Here is a 25,450-nt window from a genome sequence, read left to right on the forward strand (position 1 = left end):
CCACTCCGGAGTCCAGAACAAATTTCTTCGAAGCCGCAGCCCGCAGAGGCGCCTCAAACCCCCAACGCGACACAGGGCACGTGGGGTGCCACCCTCCCAGCAGGGGCCGACGAGGGCGTTCAATGCAGATCAGAGTGCATTTCAAAGATCAACCAACGGAGGCGCCGACAGCCTGCCGACGTCATTTTGCCGTGGTCATTGAAATTCACATGCTCGGCGATGAGGCGCTTTTGGGGCGCTCTTGAAATGCTTTTGGTGCGCCCGTGAAACGGTTTGGTGGCGCTTTTGAGGCGCTGCGGATGGCTTCCTTGTGGTGCTTGCGATTCCCGCACCATCAGGAGAGCCACCATGGATTTGTCCTTGCCGGAAAACAACCCCGACGCCGGTGTCTCCATTCGCCGCACGCCCGCGTATCGCGGGGACCCGGGCGTATTCGACGCCGCGCGCACCACGTTCGACTGGCTGGTGACCGGGCCGCACCCGGTCGCCCTCGACGGCCGCGACATCCCTGGGCTGCCACCGGTCGAACTGCCGCTGGACGAACTCGGGCGGCTCATGCTCGCCAAGGACTGCACCCAGGACACCCGCGACACGGTCTGGGCGGAGCTGATCACCCGCTCCCGCCGTGAAGCCGGCGCCTGGACGGTGGCCTGTGTCGGGCTGGCGTTGCCGGTGCTATTGCCGATCGCGGCGCGCCTGACCCGCCGCTTCCGCGGCGAGGTTCACGACATCCACTCCGCGGTTCTCGACGGCTTCCTTAGCGAAGTTTGCACAGTCGATCTGACCCGTCCCGCGATCCTGGTGCGGCTGCGCTGGGCCGCCTACCGCGCTGGCCACACCGCCCTGCGCGAGGCGCTCGACAGCCCATCCCCCAGCCGCAGAATCGGGTACTGGTCGGCAGAGCCGCATCGCCCGCGCGGGCATCCCGACTTCGTTCTCGTCGCCGCTGTCAACGACGCGGCCATCACCGCAGACGAAGCCGCATTGATCGGCTCCACCCGCTTCGGCGAACTCTCTCTGACCGAGGCCGCGCAGGCGCGCGAGCAGAACTACGAGGCGACCAAGAAGGTTCGCCAGCGCGCCGAGGCGCGCCTTGCCACGTATCTGGCCGAGCAAGCCCGCGTTGCCGACGCGCCACCGCCGGAGCCTGCCCAGATGCCCGCGCACCCCGCGGTTCACCGGAGCTCGACTCACCGCGTCCGGCTACGCAGCGTCACTCGCACGGCGCCGGTTCTCGCGGAAAAACTTCGCCGCCCGGTGTCCTCAGATGCCGCGAAATCCGGAGTTAGAGGACGCGGGACCCGACTGCCCGCACGCGTCCGCCATCACCGCACATCCCGGCCTGCCTCGCGGCCGAACTCCGCTCGGGAGGTCCGCTCATGCGACTGACTCACCGCCGCACCCGCACCCTGCTCTGGCTGCCCGCACACCCGGGCCGACAGCACCGCAACGCCCTCGCCCACGCCTGCCCCGCTACGCGGCACGTCACCTGCAGCGGCGCCGCGCGCCCGAGTGCTCGGACCTCTCTCCATGCCTCGCCCGTGTCGCCCCGGGCGGGCACAGCGCGCCACTCGCGGCTGCTGCCGGCGCTGTGGCTGGTGGTCGCGGGGCTGCTGTTGACCGGCTCGGCCGCGTCCGCGGAGACGGTTCACATTGTCGCCTTGGCCGGCACGGTCGATGAGGTTCTCAGCAACATCCGTAAGTGGATCATGGGGATCTTGGCTGGGGTCGCGGTCGTGTTCCTGACCGTCGGCGGGCTGCGCTATCTGATGGCCGCTGGTGACCCTGGCGAGATCGAGAAGGCCAAGGGTGCGTTCAAGGCCGCCGGCATCGGCTTCGGCCTCGCGGCGCTCGCGCCGATCGTGGTCGAGATCCTCAAAGGCATCGTGGGCGGGGTGTGAACCCGATGTCCACACGTCTGTCGCGCCGCACGAGCGGAGCGTCCGCCCGCGTCCTGGCTGCGCCGCCCGACACAGCACCCGGCTCCCGGATTCGGTCCCGGCTCGTGGCCGTGCTGGTGACGGTGCTGGTCGGCGTGCTCGGGCTGGTCGTCGCCGCCTCGGCTACGCCCGGTACCGAGGCGGCTGGGGCAGGTCGTGCGCCACAGCAGCCTCCGCCGTTGCCGCTGCCGCCGAACCCCGGGTGCGTGCCGGGCACGGGCGACCCGGCGTGCATGCTGCCCACGGGCACGCCGCGCCCGACGGTTCCGGCGACGCCGCTGCCGCCGATCACCGCCCTGCCCACCCCGGCGCCGCCTGGGGCGTGCTTCCCCGGGTCGATCGCCCCGGAGTGCGGCGGGCTCGGAGGCACCCCGCCGACCACGGCGACCGTGCCCCCGCCGTGTGCGGGTCCGAACTGCATCCCGCAACCCGCGCCACCGTCCCCGACCGCGCCGGGCACCGCCCCGGCGCCTGGCCAGCCGGGCCACGGCGCTGCCGAGTGCGGCGTCTTCCATCTCGATGGCTGTGTCACCAACGCGATCACCAGCTTCTTCCGCGGGGTCGTCGAGGACGCGCTCAACCCGCTTCTGGACCTGCTCGGCAAAACGCTGCTGACCACGCCGGAGCCGAGCTCGATCCCGAGTCTGAACGGGTTGTGGACCGAGTCCTGGCACATCCTGCTCGCGGTCTACGTGATCCTCGTGCTCGTCGCCGGGTTGATCCTCATGGGCTACGAGACCCTGCAGACCCGCTACACCGTCAAGGAGATCGCGCCCCGCCTCGTCGTGGGCTTCCTCGCCGGAACGTTGTCGCTGTTCGTAGCGACCAAGGGCATCGAGCTGGCCAACGGTCTCGCGCGAGCCGTCATGGGCGAGGGCCTCGAACCCAACACCGCCTTCGTGGCGCTGACCGAGATGGTGCTGTCGGCGCTGCATGACGGTGGACTGTGGCTGATATTCATCGGGCTCGCGCTCGCGATCATGATCATCGTCCTGCTGATCACGTTCATCGTGCGGGTGATGCTGACGATCCTGCTGATCGCGGCAGCCCCGATCGCCTTGATGTGGCACGCCCTGCCACACACCGAGGGAATCGCGCAGGCGTGGTGGAAAGCGTACGGCGGCGTCCTCGCCATCCAGATCGGGCAGTCGCTGGCGTTGGTCACGGCGTTGCGAGTGTTCTTCACCCCCGGTGGGTTCACGATGTTCGGGCCGAACCTGTCCGGGCTGACGAACCTACTGCTGTGCCTGGCGCTGATGTTCGTCCTGATCAAGATCCCGTTCTGGTGCCTGGCCCCGCTGCGCTCGGGTCGCCGGTCGCTGCTCGGGTCGCTGGTGCGCGGGGTGATCGCCTACAAGACCATGGGCCTGCTCGGTGGGCTCGGCAGTGCCTCCGGTGGCCGTCGCCGCGGGCGACCTCCCGGCGGCGGTATACCGGCGGATCCTCCGGCGACGCGCGCGGGCCAGTACATGCTGCCGATGAAGGTCCGTCGTACCCGCAACCCGGCACGGACCACGCGGCGCGGCTGGGACGACCCAGCCCGCACGGGGACGGATCCTCAGCCGGGGCCGGGCCAGCTGTCGCTGTTCACCAGCGACGGGAATACGGTCGGCCCGAACCCGCGGGCGCTGCCACCGGACTCGGTGCCGAACGCGCTGCCGCGCGACCAGCTGGGCTTGCCGATCACGGTGCGCCGGGACGCCGAGCGCACCGGGCGGCGGAGCCTGGCCGACGATCTCGCCGCCGGGCGCGCGGCTCCGGCCCCGGTGCGGCAGTCGGGTCTGCTGACCAGTGACGGGCGGGTCAACCGCAACGCGCGTCCCCCCGCGCGCCTGCCGCGCGCGCTGATCGCGCCGAGCGCGGGGATGCTGCCGATCCACCTGCGCCCCACGCCTGCGCATCGGGCGCGGCACTCGCTGGCCGACCACCTCGCCTCCCGCACCCATGTGGCACCGCAGACCGGGCCGGGCCTGATCACTCCCTCCGGGCGAGTCAATCCGGCTGCCCGCGCGCACCGGCGTCCGCCCCGCGACGCCTACACCGGCAACCGGCCGTTGGCCTCAGGGCAGTACCCGTTGCCGCTCGGCGTGCAGCGCCAACGCAAGCCCGCCCCACCGCCCGCGCAACTCCAGCCTCGACGCCCGGCCGCAGGGACCCAGCTCCGGCTCCCGCTCGATCTGCCGCGCCGCTCACGCAAGCAGTAAAGGACCCATCGTCATGTCGAACCCTGTTCGTATTCCCGCCGATGTCGACCGCCCGGACCGTGTCCTCGGCCCGCTCACCGCGCGGCAGCTCGCGATCCTCGGCGTCGCCGGACTTCTGCTCTACGCCCTCTACACCCTCACCCACAGCGTCGTGCCGCTGGCGGTGTTCCTGATCCTGGCCGTGCCGGTCGGTATCAGCGTCACGGTGCTCGCGCTCGGGCGGCGCGACGGCATGAGCCTCGACCGGCTCCTCGTCGCCGCGATCCGTCAGCGTGTGGCCCCTCGCCGTCGGGTCGCCGCGCCCGAAGGTGTCCGCGCCGCCCCGGACTGGCTCACCGAATACAGCGCCCGTGACGAGGGTGTGGCCCCGGTCCCGTTGGAGCTGCCCGCCACCGGCGTGAGCGAGACCGGGGTGGTGGATCTCGGCGGCGACGGGCTCGCGGTCATCGCCGTGTGCTCCACGGTGAACTTCAGCCTGCGGACCCCGGGCGAGCAGGAAGCACTCGTCGCCTCCTTCGCCCGCTACCTGCACTCGCTGACCGCGCCGGTGCAGATCCTGGTGCGCGCCGAACGGCTCGACCTCGCACCCCAGATCGCCGAGCTGCGCGACCGGGCCGGCGGGCTTCCCCACCCCGCGCTCGAGGCCGCGGCCCGCGACCACGCCGACTACCTCTCCGACCTCACCAGCCAAGCCGACCTGCTCCGCCGCCAAGTGCTGCTCGTGCTGCGGGAGCCGCTGCGTACCGGGCCCGGCACCAGCGCCGGTCCCCGGCCGCCGTGGCGACGCCGCGCGGACGTGGCCGCGGTCGATGACGCGGCGCGGCAGGCCGCCGAGCAACGGCTGGTGCGACGCCTGCACGAAGCGGTCGACCTGCTGTCCCCTGCCGGAATCGTCGTCACCGCCCTGGACGCCGCAGCCGCCACCGGTGTGCTCGCCGCGGCCTGCAACCCCGACACCTACCTCCCACCCTCCGCCGGGCTGGCCGGGGCAGACGAGGTCGTCACCAGCACCACCACCTTCACCGACCTCTACGGCCCCGACGACACCACCGCGCCGGCACCGAGCACCCGGTTGGCCGCCCCGGCCAACCGTTCCCGCTCGGCGGGGTCGGGTCCGTGGCTGTCCGAGGACGACGACTGGGACTACGACGACGAACTCGCCGACGAAGGCAGGTGACCACGATGATCCGCACACACACCCCGCGCGCCTGCGCGTCGGCCGGGGCGTTCACCCCCGACTCGCTCTCAGTCGGCGCCCGGCACCTGGAGGTCGGCAACGAATGGGTCGCCAGCTTCGGGGTCACCGGCTACCCGCAGGAGGTCTACCCCGGCTGGCTCGCCCCGCTGCTGACCTACCCGGCACGCCTCGACGTCTCCGTGCACATCCAGCCCGTCGATCCGGCGACGGCGGCCAGCGGGTTACGCAAGCAACGCGCCCGCTTGGAGTCGTCCCGGCGGCACAACGCCCGCACCGACCGGCTCGACGACCCCGACCTCGACGCGGCAGCCGAGGACGCCGCCGAGTTGTCCCGGCGCATCGCCCGCGGCGAGGGACGGCTGTTCAAATTCGGGCTCTACCTGACCATCCACGCCCCCGACGAAGACACCCTCACCGAGGAAGTCTCCGCGCTTCGCTCGTTGTGCGCGTCACTGCTGCTGGACGCGAAACCCGCCACCTACCGTGCTTTGCAGGGCTGGGTCACCACCCTGCCCCTCGGCCTGGACTCCCTCGGTCTAAAAAGGACATTCGACACCGCCGCCGTGTCGGCCGCGTATCCGTTCACCTCACCGGATCTCCCACCGACCGACCCGACGTCCACCGCCCCGTCCGGCGTGCTCTACGGCTACAACGTCGGCTCCGCGGGGCTGGTGCATTGGGATCGGTTCGCCTGCGACAACTACAACTCCGTTGTGCTCGGCCGTAGCGGCGCGGGCAAGTCCTATCTGGTCAAGCTCGAAACACTGCGCAGTTTGTACCGGCGAATGCGGCCACCGTCGGACCACGTCGACGACGGCGGATGGGCCTCAGACGGGGTGCAGGCGTTCGTGATCGACCCCGAAGACGAGTACGCCCGGCTGGCGTCGGTCGTCGGCGGCACCTACGTGCACCTCGGCGCGGGCGGCGTGCGATTGAACCCGTTCGACCTGCCCATCCAGACCAGCGCGAGCGGACGCCGGACCGCACCGGCCGACGCGGTCAACCGACGGGCACTGTTCCTGCACACCGTGCTCGCCGTCCTGTTCGGCGCCGAGATCACCGGGGCGGAACGGGCGGTGCTCGACACCGCCATCCTCGACACCTACAACCGGGCGGGCATCACCGGCGACCCACGCACCTGGACCCGCCCCGCCCCGCTGCTGCGGGACCTGCGCGACATCCTCACCACGAGCGGGAACAACGGGGATAGCGTGGCCGCCGATCTAGCCGCCCGGCTGCACCCTTATGTCGACGGGGCGTTCAAAGACCTGTTCGACGGGCCGACCACCACCACACCCGACGGGCACCTCGTCGTGTTCTCGCTGCGAGACCTGCCCGACGAACTGAAGGCGATCGGCACGCTGCTCACCCTCGACGCCATCTGGCGCCGCGTGTCCAACCCAGCGCACCGACGCCCGCGGCTGGTCGTGGTGGACGAGGCGTGGCTGTTGATGCAGCAGCCCGAAGGCGCGAAGTATCTGTTCCGGATGGCCAAAGCCATGCGCAAGCACTGGGGCGGGCTCACCGTCGCCACCCAGGACACCCCCGACCTGCTCGCCAGCGACCTCGGCAAAGCCGTCGTCTCGAACGCGGCCACCGTGGTGCTGCTGCGGCAGTCGCCGCAGGCGATCGACGAGATCGCCGACACCTTCGACCTCGCCGCCGGGCAACGGCAATTCCTGCTCTCCGCCGAACGCGGCTGCGGGCTCTTGGGGTCGGGAACCGAGTGGGTGGCGTTTCAAACCCTGGCTTCGCGCACCGAGAATTTTCTGGTCACGACAGACCCGGCGGAACTGGCGGCATTCGCCGAGAAAGACCCTGCCCGCACCGATTCCAGCCTCAGCGAGGCGTACGTCGATCTCGGCCCAGCGGATTCCACGACCGCTCAGCGTGGCGACGAATTCGACGACACGGGCTCGGTCGACCTCGACTCAGCCTGACCAACCAACCCCTCCTTTCTCGTCATTTCGGAAGGTGTATCTCGTCATGCCACTACCCATAACTTCGGTTGCCCGGCAAGGCTGGGTCGGGAACTACCTGCGCGACCCCGGCACCTCCCTCCAACATCTGCTCGCCGCGCTGCGCGACTGGGCACTCGCGTGGAGCCCGATCGTCGCCCCGCTGCTCGCGCTGGCGATCGCGGGCGCGGTGACCGGGCGGCGGTGGTGGCGAGCCCGCTGCCAGAGCACGCTGCACCGGGACGCGCGGCGCATCACCGTGCTCGCCCCACCCACGGTCGACCCGGCCGGCGGCGCCGCGATCTGGTCGAACCTCGTCGGCCTGCTGCGCCCCGCCTGGAAACGATTCTTCACCGGTCAGCCGCACGTCGCGCTGGAGTACGTGTTCGGCGAGCACGGCGTCACCATCGGGCTCTGGGTCCCCGGCGTCATCCCGCCCCGGCTGGTCGAGCGGGCAGTGGAAGCGGCCTGGCCCGGCTCACACACCCGCACCGCCGCAGCCACGCCACCCCTTCCCACCCCTGCGGCGGGGCGACGACAGATCACCGTCGGCGGGCAGCTACGGCTGCAGCGCCCCGAGGCGCTGCCCATCCGCACCGCCTTCGACTCCGACCCCATCCGCAGCCTGCTCGGCGCCCCAGTCGGCCTCAGCCGAGACGAGCACGCCTGCGTGCAGGTGCTGGCCCGCCCAGTCGCCGGACGCCGAGTCGCGCAGGCCCGCCGCGCCGCCCGCCGGGTACACACCGGGACCTCGACACACCTGCCCGGACGGATACTCGACCTGATCACCCCAGGCGGGAACGCCACCCGCAGCGCACACACCCCCGGCGCCGGCCGCATCAGCCAAGATCCGCAGACCTCGCTGGAGTACTCCGCGCAGAACAAGGCCATCGTCGCCAAACAACGCGGCCCGCAATACGAGACCGTAGTGCGCTACGCGGTCACCACTCACCTGCCCGCCGACGCGGCCGACGGCGAGATGCGCCAAGCACGCGACGTCGCCCGCGGACGAGCGCACGCCCTGGCCTCAGCGTTCGCGCCGTTCGACGAGCACAACCGCTACCACCGGCGCCGCCTGCGTCACCCCGCCCGCGAGCTGGCCACCCGCAGGCTCGGCCGCGGCGACCTGCTGTCGGTGCCCGAGCTCGCGGCGATCGCGCACCTCCCCCTCGACGCCGAGATCCCCGGCGTCGAGCGCGCCGGAGCCAAAGCCGTCGCCCCACCACCCGGGATCGCCACCCCCGGACCGGACGTCAAACCCCTCGGGGTGACCAACACCGGCCACGCCCGCGACATCGGCCTGCGCGTGCCCGACGCCCGCCACCACCTGCACGTACTCGGCGCCACCGGCTCGGGAAAGTCAACGCTGCTGGGCAACATGATTCTCGACGACGCCGACCATGGCCGCGGGGTCGTGCTGATCGACCCAAAAGGCGACCTGGTCACCGACATCCTCAACCGACTCCCCCGCACCGCAGCGGACCGGGTGGTGCTGTTCGACGCCGACTCCCTGCACCGCCCACCCTGCCTCAACCCCTTGGAGGGCGGGGAAACCGACCGTGAGGTCGACAACCTCGTCTCCGTGTTCCGCCGCGTCTACTCCGCCTTCTGGGGACCACGCACCGACGACCTCATGCGCTCGGCCTGCCTCACCCTGCGCGCGCAGGAAGGCGTCCCGACGCTGGCCGATCTGCCCAAGTTGCTTGCGAGCGAGGCGTTCCGGGCGCGCGTCACCGCCGGTCTGACCGACCCCGTGCTGACCGGGTTCTGGCAGTGGTACGACGAGCTGACCGACTCGGCCCGCTCCCAGGTCATCTCCCCGTTGATGAACAAGCTGCGGGCGTTCCTGCTGCGGCCCTTCGTGAAGGAAGCCATCGCGGGCGGACGCTCCACAGTGGACATGGCGCAGGTTCTCGACGAGGGCGGGATCTGTCTGGTGCGGATCCCTAAAGGCTCGCTCGGTGAGGAAACCACCCGCCTGGTCGGGTCCCTCGTCGTCGCCCGCACCTGGCAGGCCACCACCGCCCGCGCCCGCGTCCCGCAACGGCTGCGGCCGGACGCGTCGATGGTGGTGGATGAGTGCCACAACTTCCTCAACCTCCCCTACCCGCTGGAGGACATGCTGGCCGAGGCCCGGGGTTTCCGGGTCGCGATGACTCTCGCGCACCAGCACCTCGGGCAGCTCCCGAAAGAACTGAAGGAAGGCATCTCCACCAACGCGCGGTCGAAAGTGTTCTTCAACGCCTCACCGGAGGACGCGCGGGAGCTGTCCCGGCACACCGCTCCGCGGCTGTCCGAGCACGACCTCGCCCACCTTGGCGTCTACGACGTCGCGGCCCGGCTGGTCGTCAACGGAGCGGAAACCGAGCCGTTCACGATGGCGACCACGCCACTGCGTGATCCGGTTCCCGGGCGGGCGCGGGAAATCCGGGCTGCGATCCGCGCACGGCGCACCGCAGCCGCACCCCGTGCAGCCAGCGAGCGCGTCGCTCCCGTGCCACCCCGGGCCAACGACCCCACCGACGCCGCGACACCCGTCGCACGGCGCCGGCCCGAGCCTCGGACGCGCAAGACCGACCCGCGCCGCGCCCGCCCCTGAATCCCGCGCTTCCGTTTATCCACAGCACTTGTCCACAGCCTGTGAAAGAGGTCCGCGTTGATCACCACCACAACCCAGCAGCACGCACTGCACCAGCACCTTCCTAGCCGGACAACCGCGCGGGCGGCGAACTCGGTCGACCACCAAGCCGCCCTCGCCACCCGCCTCACCGCCCGCGACCGATGGATCCTCGCCCTGCTCCATGAACACCGGGTACTCACCAGCCAGCAGCTGCAGGACGCCGCATTCCCTTCCGGCCGCTCGGCCCGACAACGCCTGCGCGATCTCTACCTATGGCGGGCGGTGTCCCGCTTCCAGCCGTTCCAGCAAATCGGGCGCGCACCGATGCACTACGTACTCGGGCCCGCCGGCGCCGGAGTGCTCGCCGCCGAGTACGGGCTCGAGGTCAAAGACCTCGGCTACCGGCACGACCGGGCCATGAGCATCGCGCACAACCAACGCCTGGCCCACACCGTCGGCATCGGCGACTTCTTCACCTCACTCATCGCCCGAACCCGATACCGGCCAGCGGATTCCACCCACGGGCACTCCGAGGCTGTGACGGCGTGGTGGTCCGAAGCCCGCTGCGCGCGGCACTTCGGTGACCTGGTCATCCCCGACGCCTACGGACGCTGGCACACCACCGACACCGAGTTCGAGTTCTTTCTCGAGTTCGACACCGGCACCGAATCCCTGACCAAGCTCTCCCGCAAGCTGATCGCCTACGAACGGCTCGCCGAGGCCACCGGCATCGCCACCGCGGTGCTGTTCTGGTTGCCCACCACACGCCGTGAGGCTGGGGCCCGCGGCGCGCTCGCCCAGATCCACGCCGGACTCGACCACACGGACACCGTCCCGGTCGCCACAGCCGCCGCCGACCTGCTCGACCCCCGCGCACCACATCCGAGCCCAGCCGAAACCGTCTGGCTGCCCCTGACCAGCACCTCGCGCCGCACGCCTGGGCGGTTCGACCTCGCCGGCCTGCCCGACGCCTGGCCGGGCCTCGCGCCACCCACCGCGAGCACCTACGACGAGAGCGAAGGCCCGGCCGCGGACGAGGGCGCGACGGCCGTGCGTCGACTCCCGCCACCGACGCCGATCCCGCCACCCGCCAGCCCCAACCGGATCCGCCGAACCGATCCCTAACCCACCTCGTGGAGGTGCGCTCCCGTGTCCGTCCTCGCCAAGCTCGCCGCCGCCGCGGCGGTCGTGTTCCTCCTGCCCGTCGTGATCATCGTGCTCGCGGTCGGCGGCGTCGCCTCGGTGTTCTCCAGTTCCGGTTCCGGCCAGGGCGTGTGCGCGCCGGTCGGGGCCTCGGCCACCAGCGCGGCCGGGTACGGGCCTGAGCAGATGGGCAACGCTGCCACCATCGTCGCGGTCGGCAAGCAGATGCAGGTGTCTGAGTACGGGTGGGTGATCGCCGTCGCCGCCGCGATGCAGGAATCCGGGCTGCGCAACCTCCCCTACGGCGACCGCGACAGCCTCGGTCTCTTCCAGCAGCGGCCGTCCCAGGGCTGGGGCACCCCGCAACAGATCCTGACTCCCACCTACGCCGCCACCCAGTTCTATCAACACCTGCTCGCACTGCCGAACTGGCAGCAGCTGGGCGTTTCCGAGGCCGCGCAAGCCGTGCAGCGTTCCGGATTCCCCGGCCGATATGCCAATCACGAGCGCGGTGCACGGCAGATCGTCGGCGCGCTCACCGGCGTATCGTGCGCCACCACCGCAGGTGCGGGAACGGGGGACTGCAACAATATCCAAGCACCCACGCCTGCCGCGATGACCGCGATCAACTATGCGTGCGGGCAACGGGGCGTGCCCTACCTGTGGGGAGGAAACGGAGTACAGGACGGCGGGTTCGACTGCTCCGGCCTCACCAAAGCCGCCTATGACGCCGCCGGAATCTCCTTACCCCGCACCGCGCAAACCCAGTATGCCGCAGGCCCACGCGTCCCTGCTGGACAACCACTGTTGCCCGGCGATCTCGTCTTCTACGGCGCACCAAGCAAAATTCATCACGTTGGCCTGTTCATCGGCAATGGGCAGATGGTCCACGCTTCAACCTGGGGACAACCGGTCAAGATCGCACCGTACCGCAACGACAAGGGCGACGACTACCTCGGAGCCACCCGCCCATCCCACTAGGTTGCAGCGCCTCGAATCCTGACGGTGCTGTCGCGGATCTCGTCATGGCACCCGGCTCTTGGTTGCCGTCAAGCTCGACTACCACCGATACGACAGCAAGCAGCCTTAAGGTCGCAAGAAGGCGACGGTGAATCGCAGGACGTGTATTCCCATCCAGAACAGAACAGGAACCGGCGCGGCCCCGAGGAATATCGACAACCAATGCGCCTTCTTGGAACGACAGGTTGCGTATATCAGGTAGACAATCGCGGCATTGTTGATCGGGATCAGCACAATAGTCTCATCAACGCGACCGGGAAGCTTGTTGACAAGCAGCAGCACCAATTCGGCGACGAACACTCCGCAGAGTGCACCACAGCTCAAACTCGCCTTCCGCTGGTCTGACTCCACCACGGAGCGGGTCAATGCGGCGAGCATGGGAGAACCTACGATGCCGACGGCCAGCCACACGACGATGAAAAACATGGTGAAGCTGCCGTCGCCAAGGTATGCGGCCGCGTAGTAGCCCGCGCAGATCGCGACAGCAAAGGCCTGCGTCGCGAAGACGCGCAACCAAAACCCATGCGTGTCGCGGTTGAGGAGAAATGGAAGCAGAATGAGGAGATAAGGGCCGAACCCATTGCCCGCCTCTGCGACTGCCGGTGACGCATAGTCCACAATTTTGGACAACGCGCCAACCGGCAGTCCGATTAGCACCAACGTCGCGATGACTCCCCAGGGGCGTCGATTTCGACGCCCCTGGAGAGCACTATCAAGCGAATTGATCATGCCTCAACTTAGCACTGGTGCCAACACTCCCAGTGGCCGACTTTGGCACCTTCACCGTCTGGAACCAGACTCCGGTTCCGTGGTTGTACGTCTGCTTGCCACAGCGAATGAATTAACCGTGCGTTTCCCAGGTAGCCCAGAAGTACGCTCCCGTGTCCCAGGTATCGCCGACGCTGCTGGCAGCGCGGCAGGCGTCCGAACGGTGGTGGTTGTCAACGGACATGCGCGCCACGGGCACAAAGTAGACCCGGGTGGTGTAACGAATTCCCGTTCCATGTCAATTGAACGCACACACAAGACGGTCGTCTTTTTTGGATTATCGCTTGACATGGAGGCGGCTACGAAGCGTCCATAGTCGTGTAGCCCGAACCACCGGATGCGCACCGGCGGGTGGGCGCCCCTACCGGGGCAGAAAATTCAATCCCCTGCTACGTATGGAGATTCGTCATGTCCCGCAACACCAAGAAGTCCCGAACCACCACCAGGACCGCACCCACTGCCGATCGAGGTCTGCACGTGGTCGCTGACAACGACGGCCCGCCTAACGGCAAGCGGACCGCCGACGACAAAGTTTGGACCGCCCTACAAGACAACCCAGGCGCGACGACCGCCACAGTCGCGTTGACGGCCGGGGTCGGTCGTTCCACCGCCGCGAAACTCCTGGCCCGCTGGGACGACGAAGGCACCGTCACCCGAACCCCGGGCGAAGGCCAGCGGTCGCCGGACACCTGGACCATCCCCGCGTCGGGCGGCGACGACACCGTGAACCAGCCCGCTGTAACGGATACGGCTTCGGGCGCGTTGGCTACAATCGGAGACGACGATGCGCCCGCCGACAGCGCGCCCGACGCAGACACCGGGATTGTTGAGGAGAAACCGTCCGAGGCGCCGAGCGCAGCGGCTGAGGAGCCCAACACGGCCACCGATACCGGCGATGCGGACCCCACCGTCGAGGATGTTGCCGACACACAGGCCGCGCCTGCCATTAGCGACGAGCAGCAGCCCGCTGATTCGGCGGCCGACGCCGAGTCCGCCGCTGCGGCAGTGTCGGAGAAGAAGCAGCGGCTGCCCAAGGGCGGGCTGCGCGGCTTGGTGGAGGACTACCTGGCCGAGCACCCTGATGACAGCTTCGGCCCGACCAAGATCGGTAAGGACCTCGAACGGTCCGGCGGCGCGATCAGCAACGCGCTGGACAAGTTGGTCGAGGATGGTTACGCGATCAAGACTTGCGAGGCGCCGAAAAGGTTCCGGTACAAAAAGCAGACCGCCGACACCAAGTAGCCCCTTGTAATACCGGCCCGGTGATGCGTTTATCGCGTGTCGCCGGGTCTGCGCACGTGGCAGGACGGGGTGAGCAGGCCGTGATCACGACCAATGCCGTAGCCGAATAGGGTGCGCTGTGCGCCGCCCACTCCCCGGCCAGCCGATTCCGGCTCCGCCTGGTCGTGTTCCGCAGCCGCCACCGCTCCCGCCACGATGACCAAGGACAGCCTCCGCACGATGAAACAGAAGCACACATTCACCCTCGCCGCACTTGGCTGCATCCTGCTGACCGCGACAGCCTGTGGCGGTGCTCCCAAGGAGTCACCAATGGACCGCAACCAGCACAAGCAGCAGCAGTTCGCCGAACTCGTCCAACGGCCCGACATCGATCAAGCCACCGCACGGTACAGCGAGATCTCAACGAAGATCCGAGATGCGTTGTCAGCAGCGTTCCCCGCGTTGAAATGGCAGCAGACCACCCAACTCGCGGGCGCCGCCTGCGGATCGGACTACCCCGGACTCGACGCTGACGGCGAAGTGCGGGGGCTGCCGAACTGGATGGCCGAGGGCAACCTGCCAGATGCCCAATGGGAGCAAGCGGTCTCGATCGTGCGAGACGCCGCACGTGGCTACGGCTTCGACGGCGGCCAAGTCGTCGTCAACCGGCCCAACGATCACGAGATCGACTTTCAAGACCAGTACAAGGCCGAACTCAACTTCGGCACCGCGGCCAACACCACGCTGCTGATCCGTACCGGTTGTCACCTCACCACTCAGGCGAAGCAGCGTGGCCCGCGATAGAAGTCGGTCTTGGACAGTCGTGTTCAGCTCCACGGCGGCCGCGCAGGGGCAGTGCCGTACGGCGGGATCGGCAACCGAGACGCGGGCGTAGGGATCGGATGCGGGCTGCCCGAACGACGCGCGGGACAAGAGTCGACACCAAACCTAACCCGAGTCATCATCGCCGTCGGCGAAGAGCAGTTCACCGACGAACAGACTGTCGACCCCGCCCTCGCCGAGTTCGCCGCTGAACTCGGAATGCTCACGCTGTCCGGCCGCATGCGGACCTGGCCGATCCGCACTCCAGCGTGGAAGGCCTTCCCGCCCGGTCTCATCCGAACGAGAAGACCTTCCACCAGCGGCGAACGAATCCTAGTAAGACTTATACAACCTCAGAGAATAGACATGGTCATTGCACTCCCAAGGAATGTTCGTGTCCCACTGAAAGGCAAAACGTCCACAGGTCTCCCGATATCCCGTTTCTCGGTAAATCGTACCGCCGTTACACTGAGCATACGTCCTCAGGGACGAGATTCCGCGCACGGATTTGTTGGCTCCCCTAAGGTCGGAAAACCCCCACCCCGCACTATCGCATTCAGAATCGGCAACGAGATCAGCTCTCCAGCCAGCACCCTGCGCGGTGTTCTCGTAGACGTGCGCGAGTACAATGCTGGCGCGCAGGGTAGACCTTTTTGCTTGCGCGATTTCACGAGTGGGACCACATGAATTGTCGACCGTCGTCGCCTCGGGACTACCAAGGGTCAGCCGGGCAACCGTAATAATGCAGTACTTGCCAGCACCGGCAGCCTGCGCGGATACTGGTAAAACGGAGAGCATTCCAGTAAGCACGACTGCCACACTCAGAAATCGACGAAATCTTGACCGCACGGTTTCCTCCCCAGGAACTGTGTCAGTGATCATCGAGGCACCGACTTTGTCAGGAGAAGCGGCGCCCGCGCTACGGCCAATCAGGTGATCCACATATATGAATGACTTCGCACGTCACCGCGACGCGACTGCAAATTGCACCCCGTGGCAGCAATCATCGCCCAAGAAGCGGGAGCAAGTCCGGGTGCGGCTGGGACAGGTTCGGCTGGGGCATCTGTCCGACGGGCAGCCGGTTCATCTGTCCGATGCTGATCGGTCCGGTGAAGTCAATTCCGTACGCTTCGCCTCGTGTCACTACGATTTCGTGGTCTTCGGGGCTGATCCCAACGCCGATCACCGCGATGTAGGACTCGGGCAGGTCGTTCGTGATCGCGAGCCATGCGCCGGCGAACCGCAGCAATGCCGCGGATACTCCGACGCCGGCCACTGTCCATGACACACGAGGCCAGACCTCAATCTGACTAGCCTGCGACTCAAGATGGGCACGGACCCTGTGCCCCAGAGCGGAACGTAGTTCTGGCGGGCTGCCTGGTTCGACAACGTTCATCAGCTTGCCGATTGACCTGCTCAGCGCATCCCGACCCGGAGCACCGCTGGCATCAGCCGAGGCCACGCGCGGCAGGGTCCCGATGAGAGCTGCCTCGCGCCCATCGTGCCCTCGATGCCCTAACCAGACCGGAGAGACCGGCGAGTTGTCAACCGACTCCAACCATTGCTGCCCCTCAAGAGCCTTCAGGTCATAGACCTCGAATGCTAGTGACGGTACCGCCTGATCTGTCAGTCCCATCCGTTCAGCCACGTTTCCGCTCCCAACGCTGTGGTTATCACGGACCCTCGTCGGTCCGATACCAGCAGGTTCCGAACTTGATCTCAGGCCCAGCAACATGGTGCGTCTAGATCATCCCACACGAGACGGTCGTCTTTTTTGGATTATCGCTTGACATGGAGGCGGTGACGAAGCGTCCAGCTGCACACCCAAGGCGGCTATCTCTCCAGCCGGACGGTGTAGCGGTCGGCCGTCAGCCACACATCCTCCAGAACCGCCCTGACAAGCTCGGCGGTTCTTCGCCACTGTCCTCGGTGCCGGAGCTGTCGTCGCGCACGCCCCACTCGGCGCTCCAGGACACATACGTGTCGGCCCGGGTCGTCGTCGAACACCATCCGGTTCAGCTCGATCTCCGCGATCCGCTCCCGCTTCGCCGCCGTGACGGGTGCTGCATCCAGCGGACGTGGGCCCGGTCCGATGGCGACCTTAGCCTCCTAGGGTTCCCGGGCACTGCTGCTGACGCGATTCGCTCATCCCAGCAGTATCGATCCCGTGTAGGCGCGGACACGGGTGCAACGCGCCGAATGGCCGGATCCGACGGAGGCCCCGAAGGTCAGCAGCAAGCCGCCAATCGCGCGGTGCCGGGAACATCGCAAGCAGCACGCGCGTTCAAACTTGGCTGGTTCATTCCCGCTGCCCCGTGGAGGAAAGCCATAAACGCCGAGCCGTACGTTCCGAACCTGAAGACGCTGCGCGAAAAGATCGACCAGGACACGATCCTTCTGGCTTCCCTGAACAAGAACTCCGACGCCTATCGCCGTTTGCAGACACGCATCACCGACCAAACCACCCAACTGCTCGACGGCGAGGACACCCTCGAAAGGCGACGCCAGCAGTTGGCCGCCGAGGAAGCCATCAAGGCAATGCCCCGCCCTGCAACCGAAGCGAGCGCGGCCGCCTGGACAGGGCTGTTCTTCACCGTGCCCGGCCTGCTCGTAGGGTACTTCGGCTGGGGCACGTGGTGGCTGCTCCTGGCCGCTGCCCTGCTCGTCTTCGGCGTGCCCAACCTCGTCGACGCCATCAGGCTTGCGATCAAGAACAGCTGACCGCACCCGAGAATCCGATCGAACGTGAGTGGGGCCTAACGCAGATAGCGCGGCAGGCCCCACTCACGTTTCAAACACGTCCGGTCCAGTCCACTCCTTATGCCGGGACCGGGGTAAAGCCGAACTCCCGCAGTACGCGGCCGTTCTGCGCGTCGTTCCACGCCGCCGTGATGAAATCGAGCGCGTCCTCCGGCATCGCGGTCGGGTCGGCCCAAACCAGCTCGGTGCACTTATGCGGCTCGCGGATCTCCGGGCTGCCGTCCCACGATCGGGTGGTGAAGAAGATGTCGACCCGCGGTTCCTGGGAGTTGCGGAACATCGTGCCGCCCGGCCGCAACGCTCCCGGGTCGAGAACGATGCCGAGTTCTTCCGCGACTTCGCGCACCGCGCACGCGGTCGGGGTCTCGCCGAGGTCGACGTGCCCGGCCGGAAGCCCGAGCTGCCCGTCGGCGTAGCCGCTCCCGGCGCGGCGCATGAGCAGGATTTTTCCTTGCTGGACAAGGAAGACGTGCACGGCGAGGGGATAGCGGTCGTGCTTGGTGTCGAACACGTACTCCTGCTCGGGCACAGGGAATCTCCTCAGCTGGCGGTGGCGAGGGCTTGCGGCTGGACGTCGCGTGATCCGTCGACATACACCGTAATGCCCTTGCACCCCAGCTCGAACGCGGCGGCGTACGTGTCGTACACGTCGATCGAGGACGCCGAGGCGGGCAGGTTGACCGTCTTGGACACCGCCTCGTCCACGCAGGCCTGCACCGCGGCCGCCATCGCCAGGTGCCCGGCCGGGCTGATCTGCGTCGCGGTCGCCAGCACCGCCCGCAGCCGCTCGGGCAGTGTCGGGTCTGCCGGGAGCCGTCCGTGCGTGGAGACGAAGCCGAGTATGTCAGTGCGTCCGGCTGCATTCAGCGCCGCGACGACGTCGGCGCGCTGGTGGCCGGGCAAGTCGTCGGAGAGCCGGAACAGCGGCTCGATGCCGGTCGAGGCGCGCACGACCGGCGCGGAGCGGCCGGTCGGTGGGACGGCGATGGTGGAGGAGTTGCGCAGCAGCCCGGTGGTGGCGATCTCGTCGGCGAGGGCGGTCCAGTCGCCGCGGGTGACGCTGTCCACCTCGAGGTCGGCGAAGCGGCGCAGGAACGCGGGGTCGGCATAGCGGGACCGGCCGCCGAGTACGGCAGGGCAGGCGCCGCGGGTGCGGGCGAGGTCGACAGAGGCGAGCTTGGAGGTGTAGTTGACCAGCGCCAGCACCTCCTGCGCCAGCCGCCGACCCTCGACGCTGTCGTACGGGAGCCCGGCGGCGACCAGCAGGTCGGCCAACCCGCACATGCCGACACCGATCTTGCGTTTGATGCCCATGACCTGTGCCGACAGCGGCGACGGGTAGTGCGCCAGGCTCGCCTCGATCGCGGCATCCAGCGCCCGTACCAGCGTGCGGGTCGTGTCGGCCAGGGCGCCGAGGTCGACCGGGACCCTGCCGTCGCCGGTGTAGAAGCGGCCGAGGTTGAGGTACCCGAACTGGCAGGTCTCCCCGGCGATCAGGCCGACCTCCGCGCACGGCGCGGTCGAGACATACGCACCGGCCTCGGGGGTGGGGTTGGCCTCGTTGAGCCGGTCGGCGAACAGTAGGCCCGGATCGGCGCAGGCATGCGCGGCCTCCGCCGCGGCGATCAGCAGGTCTCGTTCCCACCCGGCGCCGCCGAGCGCGGCGCGCATCTGCACGTCGGTGACGAGCAGCGAGATGTTGAACTTCCACGCCTCGTCGCGGGCGTCCGCGCCGACCTTGCAGCCGATGAACTCTTCGGCGGCCGGGTGGTCCAGGGACAGGATGGCCATGTTCCCGACCGGGCGGTCCTCACGCCCGGAGTTCGCGCCGGTGACGGCGATGTCGTTGAGGTAGCGCAGCACCCCGACCGGGTCGTCGAGCTCGTCGAGGGCGAACCCGGTGCCCATCCCGGCCCGGTGGTAACCGTCCACGATCGTCTTGACCTGGGCGAGGTCGCCGCGCAGATCCACCGGCGGCACTGCGCACGCAGCCAGCGGCCGATCGAAGTGCCGCCCGGCGTTGGTCATGATCGGGGTGGAGAACACGATCCGTTTGGTATCCAGCGCCCAGCCGAGCCGCTCGCCGAACGCGGCCGCACCGGCCGGGTCGAAGCGGCTGTCGGCGTGCTCGAGCGTGGCGACGATGCGGGTCACCATGTCCTGGGCGGTCTCATGCTCGGAGATCATCCGGCCGGACCGCAGGTATGACTCCAGCTGCGGGCTGGTGTGGAACGTCGACTGGTACATGACGGCAAGGCCCTCCTCGGGTGCGGATCATCAGGTCCTTGTCACACAACCGCCGACGATCATCGGCGGGCAGAGGGATGCGCGGTCCCCGCGCGTGGTGTGCACGTCATGCACATTCGTTTGACGCGCCGGAAAATCGGTTACGGTGAGATGGCTGAGCTGGAGGTTTCCGGGGAGGAGTCCGATGCCCTCGACCGCGCACCGCGGGGTCGTCTCGGCCCTGATGAGCCAGCACCACACGCCCGGTGAGATCGTGCGGATCGCGCGGATCGCCGCCGGCTGGAACCAGGCCGAGCTCGCGCGCCGCTGCGGCTACTCCCGCAGCCAGATCTCCCGCTGGGAAACCGGCAGTTCCCCTCTGCGTGACGTCGAGACCCTGCGTGCCCTGGCGCGGGTGCTGTTCCTGCCGGTGGAGGTGTTCGGGCTGGCTCTCGCCCACTCCGCCGGGGTGTCCACCAGGCATGAGGCCTCGCCAGACCATAGGGTGAGCGGCGATCCGATGCCCGTGTGGGAGGAGCAGGACCCGATGCGTCGTCGCACCTTGCTCGCGGGGATGGGCGCCCTCGCCGGCAGCGCGGTCCTCGGCACCCCCGCGAACTCGGCCGCCGCCGCTGTGGCCGACCCGATCTCCGCGTTGGAGAAGGCGCTGCTCGCCCCGCCGCTGACCGCAGGCACCCCTGTGGAGGTAGCGCGGCTACAGCAAGCCGTGGCCGTCGCCCGGTCCGTGTTCGCGTACGGGCGATATGGCGAAGTCGCGGCGCGGTTGCCCGGCCTGATCGTCGCCGCGGCGGCCACCCGCGCCGATCCGCTCTCCGGCGACCACGCCGACGCGGCGCACGCCCAGCTCGCCGAGCTCTACACCCTGACCACCGACCTCGCCATCAAGACCGGACACGACCGGCTCGCCTGGACCGCCGCCGACCGCGCGTCGCAGGCCGCCGACGCCAGCGGTGATCTGCTCACCCAAGCGACCGCGCGCCGGGTCTGGGCGATCGTGCTGCGCCGCGCCGGACACGCCGACACCGCCCAGCAGCTGGTCATCGACACCGCACACGCGTTGCAGTCCGATCTGCGTGGCCCTGAGCAGCTGTCGGTGTTCGGGTCTCTGATGGAGACCGCCGCCTACACCGCCGCCGCGGACGGCGACCGCGACACCGCCCGCACCTTCATCGCCGAAGCCGTCGACGCCGCCACCCGCCTCGGGGTCGATGGGAATCACCGCTACACCAGCTTCGGCCCCACCGGTGTCGGGCTGTACCAGCTCAGCATCGCCCGCGTCATGGGCGATTCCGGCGCCGCGATCGAGCACGCCCGCCGCATCAACCCGGCTGGCATCCCGAGCACCGAGCGCCGAGCGCGGTACTGGGTCGACGTCGCCCGCGCCTACCACCAGTGGAACAAACCCGAGCAGTGCTACCGCGCGCTGCTCGCCGCCGAACAAGCGTCCCCGGACGAGGTCCGCTACCGCAAACCGACCGCCGCGATGACCACCACCCTGCTGCGCCACCCCACCGCGCAACGGCTTCCGGGCCTGCGGAATTTCGCCCGCCGCACCGGCACAGCGGTCTGACGGCGATACCAGGAATCCGCATTTCTGTCGGCGCTACCTGAGAAGATGCGTTTCCTTCGGTTGTGGGTTGGTTGCGACCGTTCGACGGGGCGGTTAGCGGGTGGCGCGCAGGGCGGCGGTGGCTGCCTGCCCGATAGCGCGGGCGGTGGCGGTGGGATCGGTGAGCGTGTGCACGACGGCCCCCGTCATCGGGGCTGCGCTGGGGTTGTCGGGTTTGATCCACAGAACCGCGCATCCGTTGGCGCGCAACCGATCGAGCTGTTTCTGCCCTTGCTCGTAGCGGTCGTCTTCGAAGATGCCGTCGGACACGATGACCAGCAGGCGGGCGGCGTCGGGGCGGGACAACCCGAGGGCGCCGTCGAGCGCGTTGATCGCGGTGTCAATGTGGTGTTTGCCGCCACCGGTGCGGAATTCGGTCACCGCACGGGGTGTGGTTCCCGGGTGCGTGACCGGGAGGACCCCGTAACCGAAGATCACCGTGGCGGTGGTGGCGGGCACCTGGGTGTGGTGGGCGGCGTGCGCAAGAATCCACGCGGCCGAGGCCACCGGTCCCCGGAAGGCACTCATGGAGCCGGTCACGTCACACGCGATGCCGAGCCGAAGCGGCGGGGCGGGCACCGTGCGGCGAGTAACCCGGGTGAACGGCTCGGCGGTGGGCATCGCGCCCGCCGCACGTTGCGCGTCAGCGGCCAGTGCGCCCCGCATCCGCAACCGCCCCGGGGGTGTGACCGAGGTCGTTGTGGTCGCCACCCGATCCCGCACCCCGGCAGTGGTCAACGCACTGGCGAGTTGGCGCGCGGCCGTGCGTTCGGGCTGTTCCGGCGCGCGGGTTGTCGCCGTGCGGGGGTGCTCTCCGGGCCCACCCGCGAACACCGTGCTGGCGTCTTTGGCCGCTTGTGTGCGGGCGGCATCGGCGGCGGCTTGCGCCTCGATCCGTTGGGTGGCGGGGTCGGTGGGGGCGGTCTCGGCGGCTACCGCCCGGGCGACCGCGTTCGCCGCGCGCGTGACCGCTTCAGCCAACGGTGACGGCTTGCCTGTGCCGTTCGGGTCGGGGGCACCGGTGCCGTTCGGGTCGGGCTGGTGCGGCTTGTCGGGGTCGATACCGAGCACCTCGCACCACCGGCGCCCGAGCTCGATCATGGCCTCGGCGTTGTCGTCGGCCACCTTGTGTGCCACGCGCCAAATTTGGCGCAGGTCAGCCAACGTGTCGGTGCCGAGAACGTCTTCCACCACACGCGCAACCGGCGCGGTCTCGCGGTAGTTCAGCACGCCACCGTCGACGCGCGCCAACAGGAGCGCGGCGCTACGGGCAGCGTCCGCCTTGGTCATCTGTGGCGCGTTCTTCGGGTCGTTTGCTCTGGTGTCGTTGAGGATCAGGTTGGTAGCCGACGCGCGCAACCAATAGCGGTCCTGGGGGCGGCGGCGGACGTGCGCGGCTTCAATCCGCGACTCCTCCAACAGGTCCGCTGCTTCCACCGCCCCGGGCTGCGCGCCGTCGGGTGCGCGCCACTTCGAGTGTGCGGCGTGTGCGCATTCGTGGGTCAGCAAGCCCCAGGCAGTGCGGTAGCGCTTGCGGTCCCCGACACGATGCGGCGCCACGGTCGCGGGGTCGACCCCCGTGTCCAAGTGGATGCCGTTGACCTCGATCCGGTACAGGTCGGGGAAAAAGCACGCGGGGGCACCGTGACCTGCCCCGGGGGCGACGGTGACGACGAGGTCGTCCCGGTCCGCGATCGCGGGAACCTCATCCCCGAACGCGGCCGACAGGGTCAGCCATCCGGGGGCGGCGGGGAACACGGCGGCGGGTGTGGCGTCGGGTTTCGCGATCACGTGCGCGGTCATCGATCGGTCCTTCCTGGACGGTCGCGGGTGGCTAGATGCGGGCACCAAGGGCGAGTGGTTCGACGCCGGGGCCGAACACATTGCGCACCACCTCGGCCACGATGTCGCGGTCTTCCTCGGGTGCGATGCCGACCAGGTTTCCAGCGGCGGCGGTGATGCCGAGGACCTCCGCGATACGTTCAAACGCGATCAGTTCCCGCAGTTGCGGCGCCCACCCGATCTCGCCCTTCTGCTGACGCGCGGACAGGTTGCGTGCCACCCGCACCGCCCGGGGGCTGATGTTGATCTGGTCAGCGAGGTCGTAGTCGGTGGACACCCGAATCTGCGCGGAAAACCGTGACGAGAGCGCGTCGGTGAGCACTGCGCCGTGTACGCCGGGGTTGTGTCCGGCCACGACGTAGAACCCGTCGGCGGCGTTCATCTTCTCGCCTCCGTTGGCTTTGACCGTGATTTGGCGGCGGCCGTCCATCGCGGGGTACACCACCGCGAGCACGGTCGGGGGAATCAGGGTGGCGTCGTCGATGAACAACGTCCGCCCTTCACGCATCGCGGTGACCAGGGGCCCGTGCACGAACACGTAACGCCCGTCCGGGGTTTGGGTGTACTCGCCGACAATGTCGGCGACCGTGGTGTCCCCGTCGCCCTGCACGGTGACCAAATCGGGGAACGCCGCCTCCACCACCGAGGTTTTCCCGGTACCGGGTGGGCCGTACAACAGGGCGGCCACGTTCGCCTCGCGCAGCTTGCGCAGCGCGGTCACGTCCGAAAACCCCGACAGCTTGCGCGGGTGGTACATCTGGCCATTCGGACGCTTGACCGGGCCGTTGACCACCTCCAGCGCGCGACCGGAAGCGCCCGACACGGACGACGCGCGGGCGGGCGTGGTTGCGGATGTCCGCGCGGCTACCGTGGCGGACTTCGCGGCGTCGGCGGTTGTGTCGGTCGCGCGGTACCGCAACGGTGCGACCGAGGTTTGTTCCGCCTCGCCCCGCCCGGTCAGCACCGCGAGCGCGTTGCCCACCGCCCCGGACGACTTGTCCAACGTCGCCGCGATAGTGCGCGGGGTCAGTTCCATGCCTGCCTTGGTGGCGAGGACCTCGGCGACCTGTCGGCGGAGTTCGCCGTTGCGCAGCCGGGTGCTCGCCCCGCCCGGGGCGGGGGTGCCCGTTGCCTGAGTTGTGGGTGGCGTGGTCATAGCGAAGGCGTCCTTTCCAGACAGCGAGGGCGGGCGTGTCGTTGGTGGTCAGTCGATAGCGGCGGTGACGGTTGCGGCGAATATGGCCAGCGGTGCGTGGGTGAGCTGCGCCCGCCACGCCAGCAAGCCGTACGGGTCGCGGGTGAACACGCACACGTCGAAGCACGCGGCTTCGGCGTCAAGGATCGCGACGCGCGCCCATCGGTGCTCGTACCAGTTCATGTGGGGGTTGTGGGTGAAACCGCGCGCGGTCAGGTGGGCAATTGCCTCGTCGGCGGGTGTGTTCGCGGTTGTCATCACTGCCTCCAGCTGTGGCATTCGTCGCGCTATAGGCATAGCTCGCGCCAGGTGCGGTATTTCGATTGTTTCCGATTTTCCCGGCGACACAACAAACGTAACTCTGACCCGCGCCTCGCACAATAGCTTTTCGGGGCGAATTCGCGGGAATTTTCGCGGGTTTACGAACGGTTTCCACAGGTCAACACCAGTCGGGCGCGAACAGGAAACCGGGAGCCGGCAGACGGGGGACCACAGGCATAACGGGAATTCATTAATGAATTCAACAAAGAAAAGAAGGAAAGAGAAGGCGAGATACCATCGGAGGCGTGGACAGGTCGAACCGAGTTCGAAACGCCAGGCACCGCCGCCCGGCCCGATGTGATTACCTGCTTGGTGTCAAGCGTGTCTGGGACACCATTGGATCCCCCTTCAGGGAGGATACGCTGCACAGACGCGGAGTACGGCAGGATCCGGCTTATGCGGATATCGGAAGACGAGGTGTATTGGCCGGGGTATCGGCCCCGCCGCTGGCAGGCACGCTCCGCACCTGCGGCCACGAACACGGTCGCTGCGTGTGCTCGGCCGAGCCATGCCACCTGTGGTGACTTTTTCCTTGTCGCGCAGCATGTCGAAGACTCGTTGTGAATCGGCGTGTGAACAGGG

Annotated in this window: 20 protein-coding genes; 12 read left to right on the plus strand and 8 right to left on the minus strand. The window is 68.5% G+C overall.

Translation table 11 applies throughout. The annotated features are described in order from the left end of the window. Positions 1-119: 119 nt before the first annotated feature. Positions 120-350, minus strand: coding sequence for a hypothetical protein (locus tag ACFV15_RS11535; protein WP_378350129.1), 231 nt, complete (start codon positions 348-350; stop codon positions 120-122). Here ACFV15_RS11535 and ACFV15_RS11540 point away from each other — a divergent pair. From ACFV15_RS11540 to ACFV15_RS11575, 8 genes are all read left to right on the plus strand, one after another. Beyond that, positions 349-1,389, plus strand: a complete 1,041-nt coding sequence (locus tag ACFV15_RS11540; protein WP_378350130.1) for a sigma-70 family RNA polymerase sigma factor — start codon at positions 349-351, stop codon at positions 1,387-1,389. The genes ACFV15_RS11535 and ACFV15_RS11540 overlap by 2 nt on opposite strands. A 152-nt stretch (positions 1,390-1,541) precedes the next feature. Continuing rightward, entirely contained in the window at positions 1,542-1,901 is a 360-nt protein-coding gene (locus tag ACFV15_RS11545; RefSeq protein ID WP_378350131.1) for a pilin, read from the plus strand. A 5-nt stretch (positions 1,902-1,906) separates the two neighbouring features. After that, positions 1,907-4,144 (plus strand): hypothetical protein, encoded by a 2,238-nt coding sequence (locus ACFV15_RS11550; RefSeq protein ID WP_378350132.1) that lies wholly within the window; start codon positions 1,907-1,909, stop codon positions 4,142-4,144. A 13-nt stretch (positions 4,145-4,157) separates the two neighbouring features. After that, the gene (locus tag ACFV15_RS11555) at positions 4,158-5,321 is read left to right on the plus strand and encodes a PrgI family protein (RefSeq protein ID WP_378350133.1); all 1,164 of its coding nucleotides are present in this window, start codon (positions 4,158-4,160) and stop codon (positions 5,319-5,321) included. A 5-nt stretch (positions 5,322-5,326) separates the two neighbouring features. Further along, positions 5,327-7,282, plus strand: coding sequence for a VirB4 family type IV secretion system protein (locus ACFV15_RS11560; RefSeq protein WP_378350134.1), 1,956 nt, complete (start codon positions 5,327-5,329; stop codon positions 7,280-7,282). Positions 7,283-7,328: 46 nt separating this feature from the next. Beyond that, positions 7,329-9,899, plus strand: a complete 2,571-nt coding sequence (locus ACFV15_RS11565; protein WP_378350135.1) for a helicase HerA domain-containing protein — start codon at positions 7,329-7,331, stop codon at positions 9,897-9,899. Between the two features lie 57 nt (positions 9,900-9,956). Then, entirely contained in the window at positions 9,957-11,045 is a 1,089-nt protein-coding gene (locus ACFV15_RS11570; protein ID WP_378350136.1) for a replication-relaxation family protein, read from the plus strand. Between the two features lie 24 nt (positions 11,046-11,069). Next, positions 11,070-12,044: a C40 family peptidase gene (locus ACFV15_RS11575; protein ID WP_378350137.1), complete on the plus strand. Its 975-nt coding sequence runs from the start codon at positions 11,070-11,072 to the stop codon at positions 12,042-12,044. A gap of 105 nt (positions 12,045-12,149) precedes the next feature. Here the strand turns inward: ACFV15_RS11575 and ACFV15_RS11580 are convergent, their stop codons facing one another. Further along, positions 12,150-12,812, minus strand: coding sequence for a DUF6518 family protein (locus ACFV15_RS11580; protein ID WP_378350138.1), 663 nt, complete (start codon positions 12,810-12,812; stop codon positions 12,150-12,152). 447 nt (positions 12,813-13,259) lie between these two features. Between ACFV15_RS11580 and ACFV15_RS11585 the strand changes: the two genes are divergently transcribed. Further along, positions 13,260-14,093: a hypothetical protein gene (locus ACFV15_RS11585; protein WP_378350139.1), complete on the plus strand. Its 834-nt coding sequence runs from the start codon at positions 13,260-13,262 to the stop codon at positions 14,091-14,093. Between the two features lie 219 nt (positions 14,094-14,312). Continuing rightward, entirely contained in the window at positions 14,313-14,876 is a 564-nt protein-coding gene (locus ACFV15_RS11590) for an LppA family lipoprotein (protein ID WP_378350140.1), read from the plus strand. Positions 14,877-15,897: 1,021 nt separating this feature from the next. Here the strand turns inward: ACFV15_RS11590 and ACFV15_RS11595 are convergent. After that, positions 15,898-16,542 (minus strand): hypothetical protein, encoded by a 645-nt coding sequence (locus ACFV15_RS11595; RefSeq protein ID WP_378350141.1) that lies wholly within the window; start codon positions 16,540-16,542, stop codon positions 15,898-15,900. A 551-nt stretch (positions 16,543-17,093) separates the two neighbouring features. Here ACFV15_RS11595 and ACFV15_RS11600 point away from each other — a divergent pair. Next, positions 17,094-17,615 (plus strand): hypothetical protein, encoded by a 522-nt coding sequence (locus ACFV15_RS11600; RefSeq protein ID WP_378350142.1) that lies wholly within the window; start codon positions 17,094-17,096, stop codon positions 17,613-17,615. Between the two features lie 97 nt (positions 17,616-17,712). Here ACFV15_RS11600 and ACFV15_RS11605 read toward each other — a convergent pair whose 3' ends face one another. After that, positions 17,713-18,183, minus strand: a complete 471-nt coding sequence (locus ACFV15_RS11605; RefSeq protein ID WP_378350143.1) for an NUDIX domain-containing protein — start codon at positions 18,181-18,183, stop codon at positions 17,713-17,715. 11 nt (positions 18,184-18,194) lie between these two features. After that, a complete protein-coding gene (locus ACFV15_RS11610) occupies positions 18,195-19,901 on the minus strand; it encodes a hypothetical protein (protein ID WP_378350144.1) in 1,707 nt (568 codons plus the stop codon). A 184-nt stretch (positions 19,902-20,085) separates the two neighbouring features. Between ACFV15_RS11610 and ACFV15_RS11615 the strand changes: the two genes are divergently transcribed. Continuing rightward, positions 20,086-21,471, plus strand: coding sequence for a helix-turn-helix domain-containing protein (locus ACFV15_RS11615; RefSeq protein ID WP_378350145.1), 1,386 nt, complete (start codon positions 20,086-20,088; stop codon positions 21,469-21,471). A gap of 93 nt (positions 21,472-21,564) precedes the next feature. On the opposite strand, the gene ACFV15_RS11620 is transcribed toward ACFV15_RS11615, so the two are convergent. From ACFV15_RS11620 to ACFV15_RS11630, 3 genes are read right to left on the minus strand one after another with little or no spacing between them, the layout of a single operon-like run. Beyond that, entirely contained in the window at positions 21,565-23,313 is a 1,749-nt protein-coding gene (locus ACFV15_RS11620; RefSeq protein ID WP_378350146.1) for a VWA domain-containing protein, read from the minus strand. A 31-nt stretch (positions 23,314-23,344) separates the two neighbouring features. Beyond that, positions 23,345-24,508, minus strand: coding sequence for an AAA family ATPase (locus ACFV15_RS11625; RefSeq protein WP_378350147.1), 1,164 nt, complete (start codon positions 24,506-24,508; stop codon positions 23,345-23,347). Between the two features lie 48 nt (positions 24,509-24,556). Then, positions 24,557-24,826, minus strand: coding sequence for a hypothetical protein (locus ACFV15_RS11630; RefSeq protein ID WP_378350148.1), 270 nt, complete (start codon positions 24,824-24,826; stop codon positions 24,557-24,559). Positions 24,827-25,450 lie beyond the last annotated feature (624 nt).

It is taken from the genome of Amycolatopsis sp. NPDC059657 (genome assembly GCF_042734395.1).
Classification (GTDB): Bacteria; Actinomycetota; Actinomycetes; order Mycobacteriales; family Pseudonocardiaceae; genus Amycolatopsis.

Bases quoted from the DNA above. Each gene is read 5' to 3' on its own strand.
- ACFV15_RS11540 (WP_378350130.1), top strand. From the start codon at position 349: ATGGATTTGTCCTTGCCGGAAAACAACCCCGACGCCGGTGTCTCCATT.
- ACFV15_RS11535 (WP_378350129.1), bottom strand. From the start codon at position 350: ATGGTGGCTCTCCTGATGGTGCGGGAATCGCAAGCACCACAAGGAAGC.
- ACFV15_RS11550 (WP_378350132.1), top strand. From the start codon at position 1,907: ATGTCCACACGTCTGTCGCGCCGCACGAGCGGAGCGTCCGCCCGCGTC.
- ACFV15_RS11555 (WP_378350133.1), top strand. From the start codon at position 4,158: ATGTCGAACCCTGTTCGTATTCCCGCCGATGTCGACCGCCCGGACCGT.
- ACFV15_RS11560 (WP_378350134.1), top strand. From the start codon at position 5,327: ATGATCCGCACACACACCCCGCGCGCCTGCGCGTCGGCCGGGGCGTTC.
- ACFV15_RS11565 (WP_378350135.1), top strand. From the start codon at position 7,329: ATGCCACTACCCATAACTTCGGTTGCCCGGCAAGGCTGGGTCGGGAAC.
- ACFV15_RS11580 (WP_378350138.1), bottom strand. From the start codon at position 12,812: ATGATCAATTCGCTTGATAGTGCTCTCCAGGGGCGTCGAAATCGACGC.
- ACFV15_RS11585 (WP_378350139.1), top strand. From the start codon at position 13,260: ATGTCCCGCAACACCAAGAAGTCCCGAACCACCACCAGGACCGCACCC.
- ACFV15_RS11590 (WP_378350140.1), top strand. From the start codon at position 14,313: ATGAAACAGAAGCACACATTCACCCTCGCCGCACTTGGCTGCATCCTG.
- ACFV15_RS11600 (WP_378350142.1), top strand. From the start codon at position 17,094: ATGGCCGGATCCGACGGAGGCCCCGAAGGTCAGCAGCAAGCCGCCAAT.
- ACFV15_RS11610 (WP_378350144.1), bottom strand. From the start codon at position 19,901: ATGTACCAGTCGACGTTCCACACCAGCCCGCAGCTGGAGTCATACCTG.
- ACFV15_RS11615 (WP_378350145.1), top strand. From the start codon at position 20,086: ATGCCCTCGACCGCGCACCGCGGGGTCGTCTCGGCCCTGATGAGCCAG.
- ACFV15_RS11620 (WP_378350146.1), bottom strand. From the start codon at position 23,313: ATGACCGCGCACGTGATCGCGAAACCCGACGCCACACCCGCCGCCGTG.
- ACFV15_RS11625 (WP_378350147.1), bottom strand. From the start codon at position 24,508: ATGACCACGCCACCCACAACTCAGGCAACGGGCACCCCCGCCCCGGGC.
- ACFV15_RS11630 (WP_378350148.1), bottom strand. From the start codon at position 24,826: ATGCCACAGCTGGAGGCAGTGATGACAACCGCGAACACACCCGCCGAC.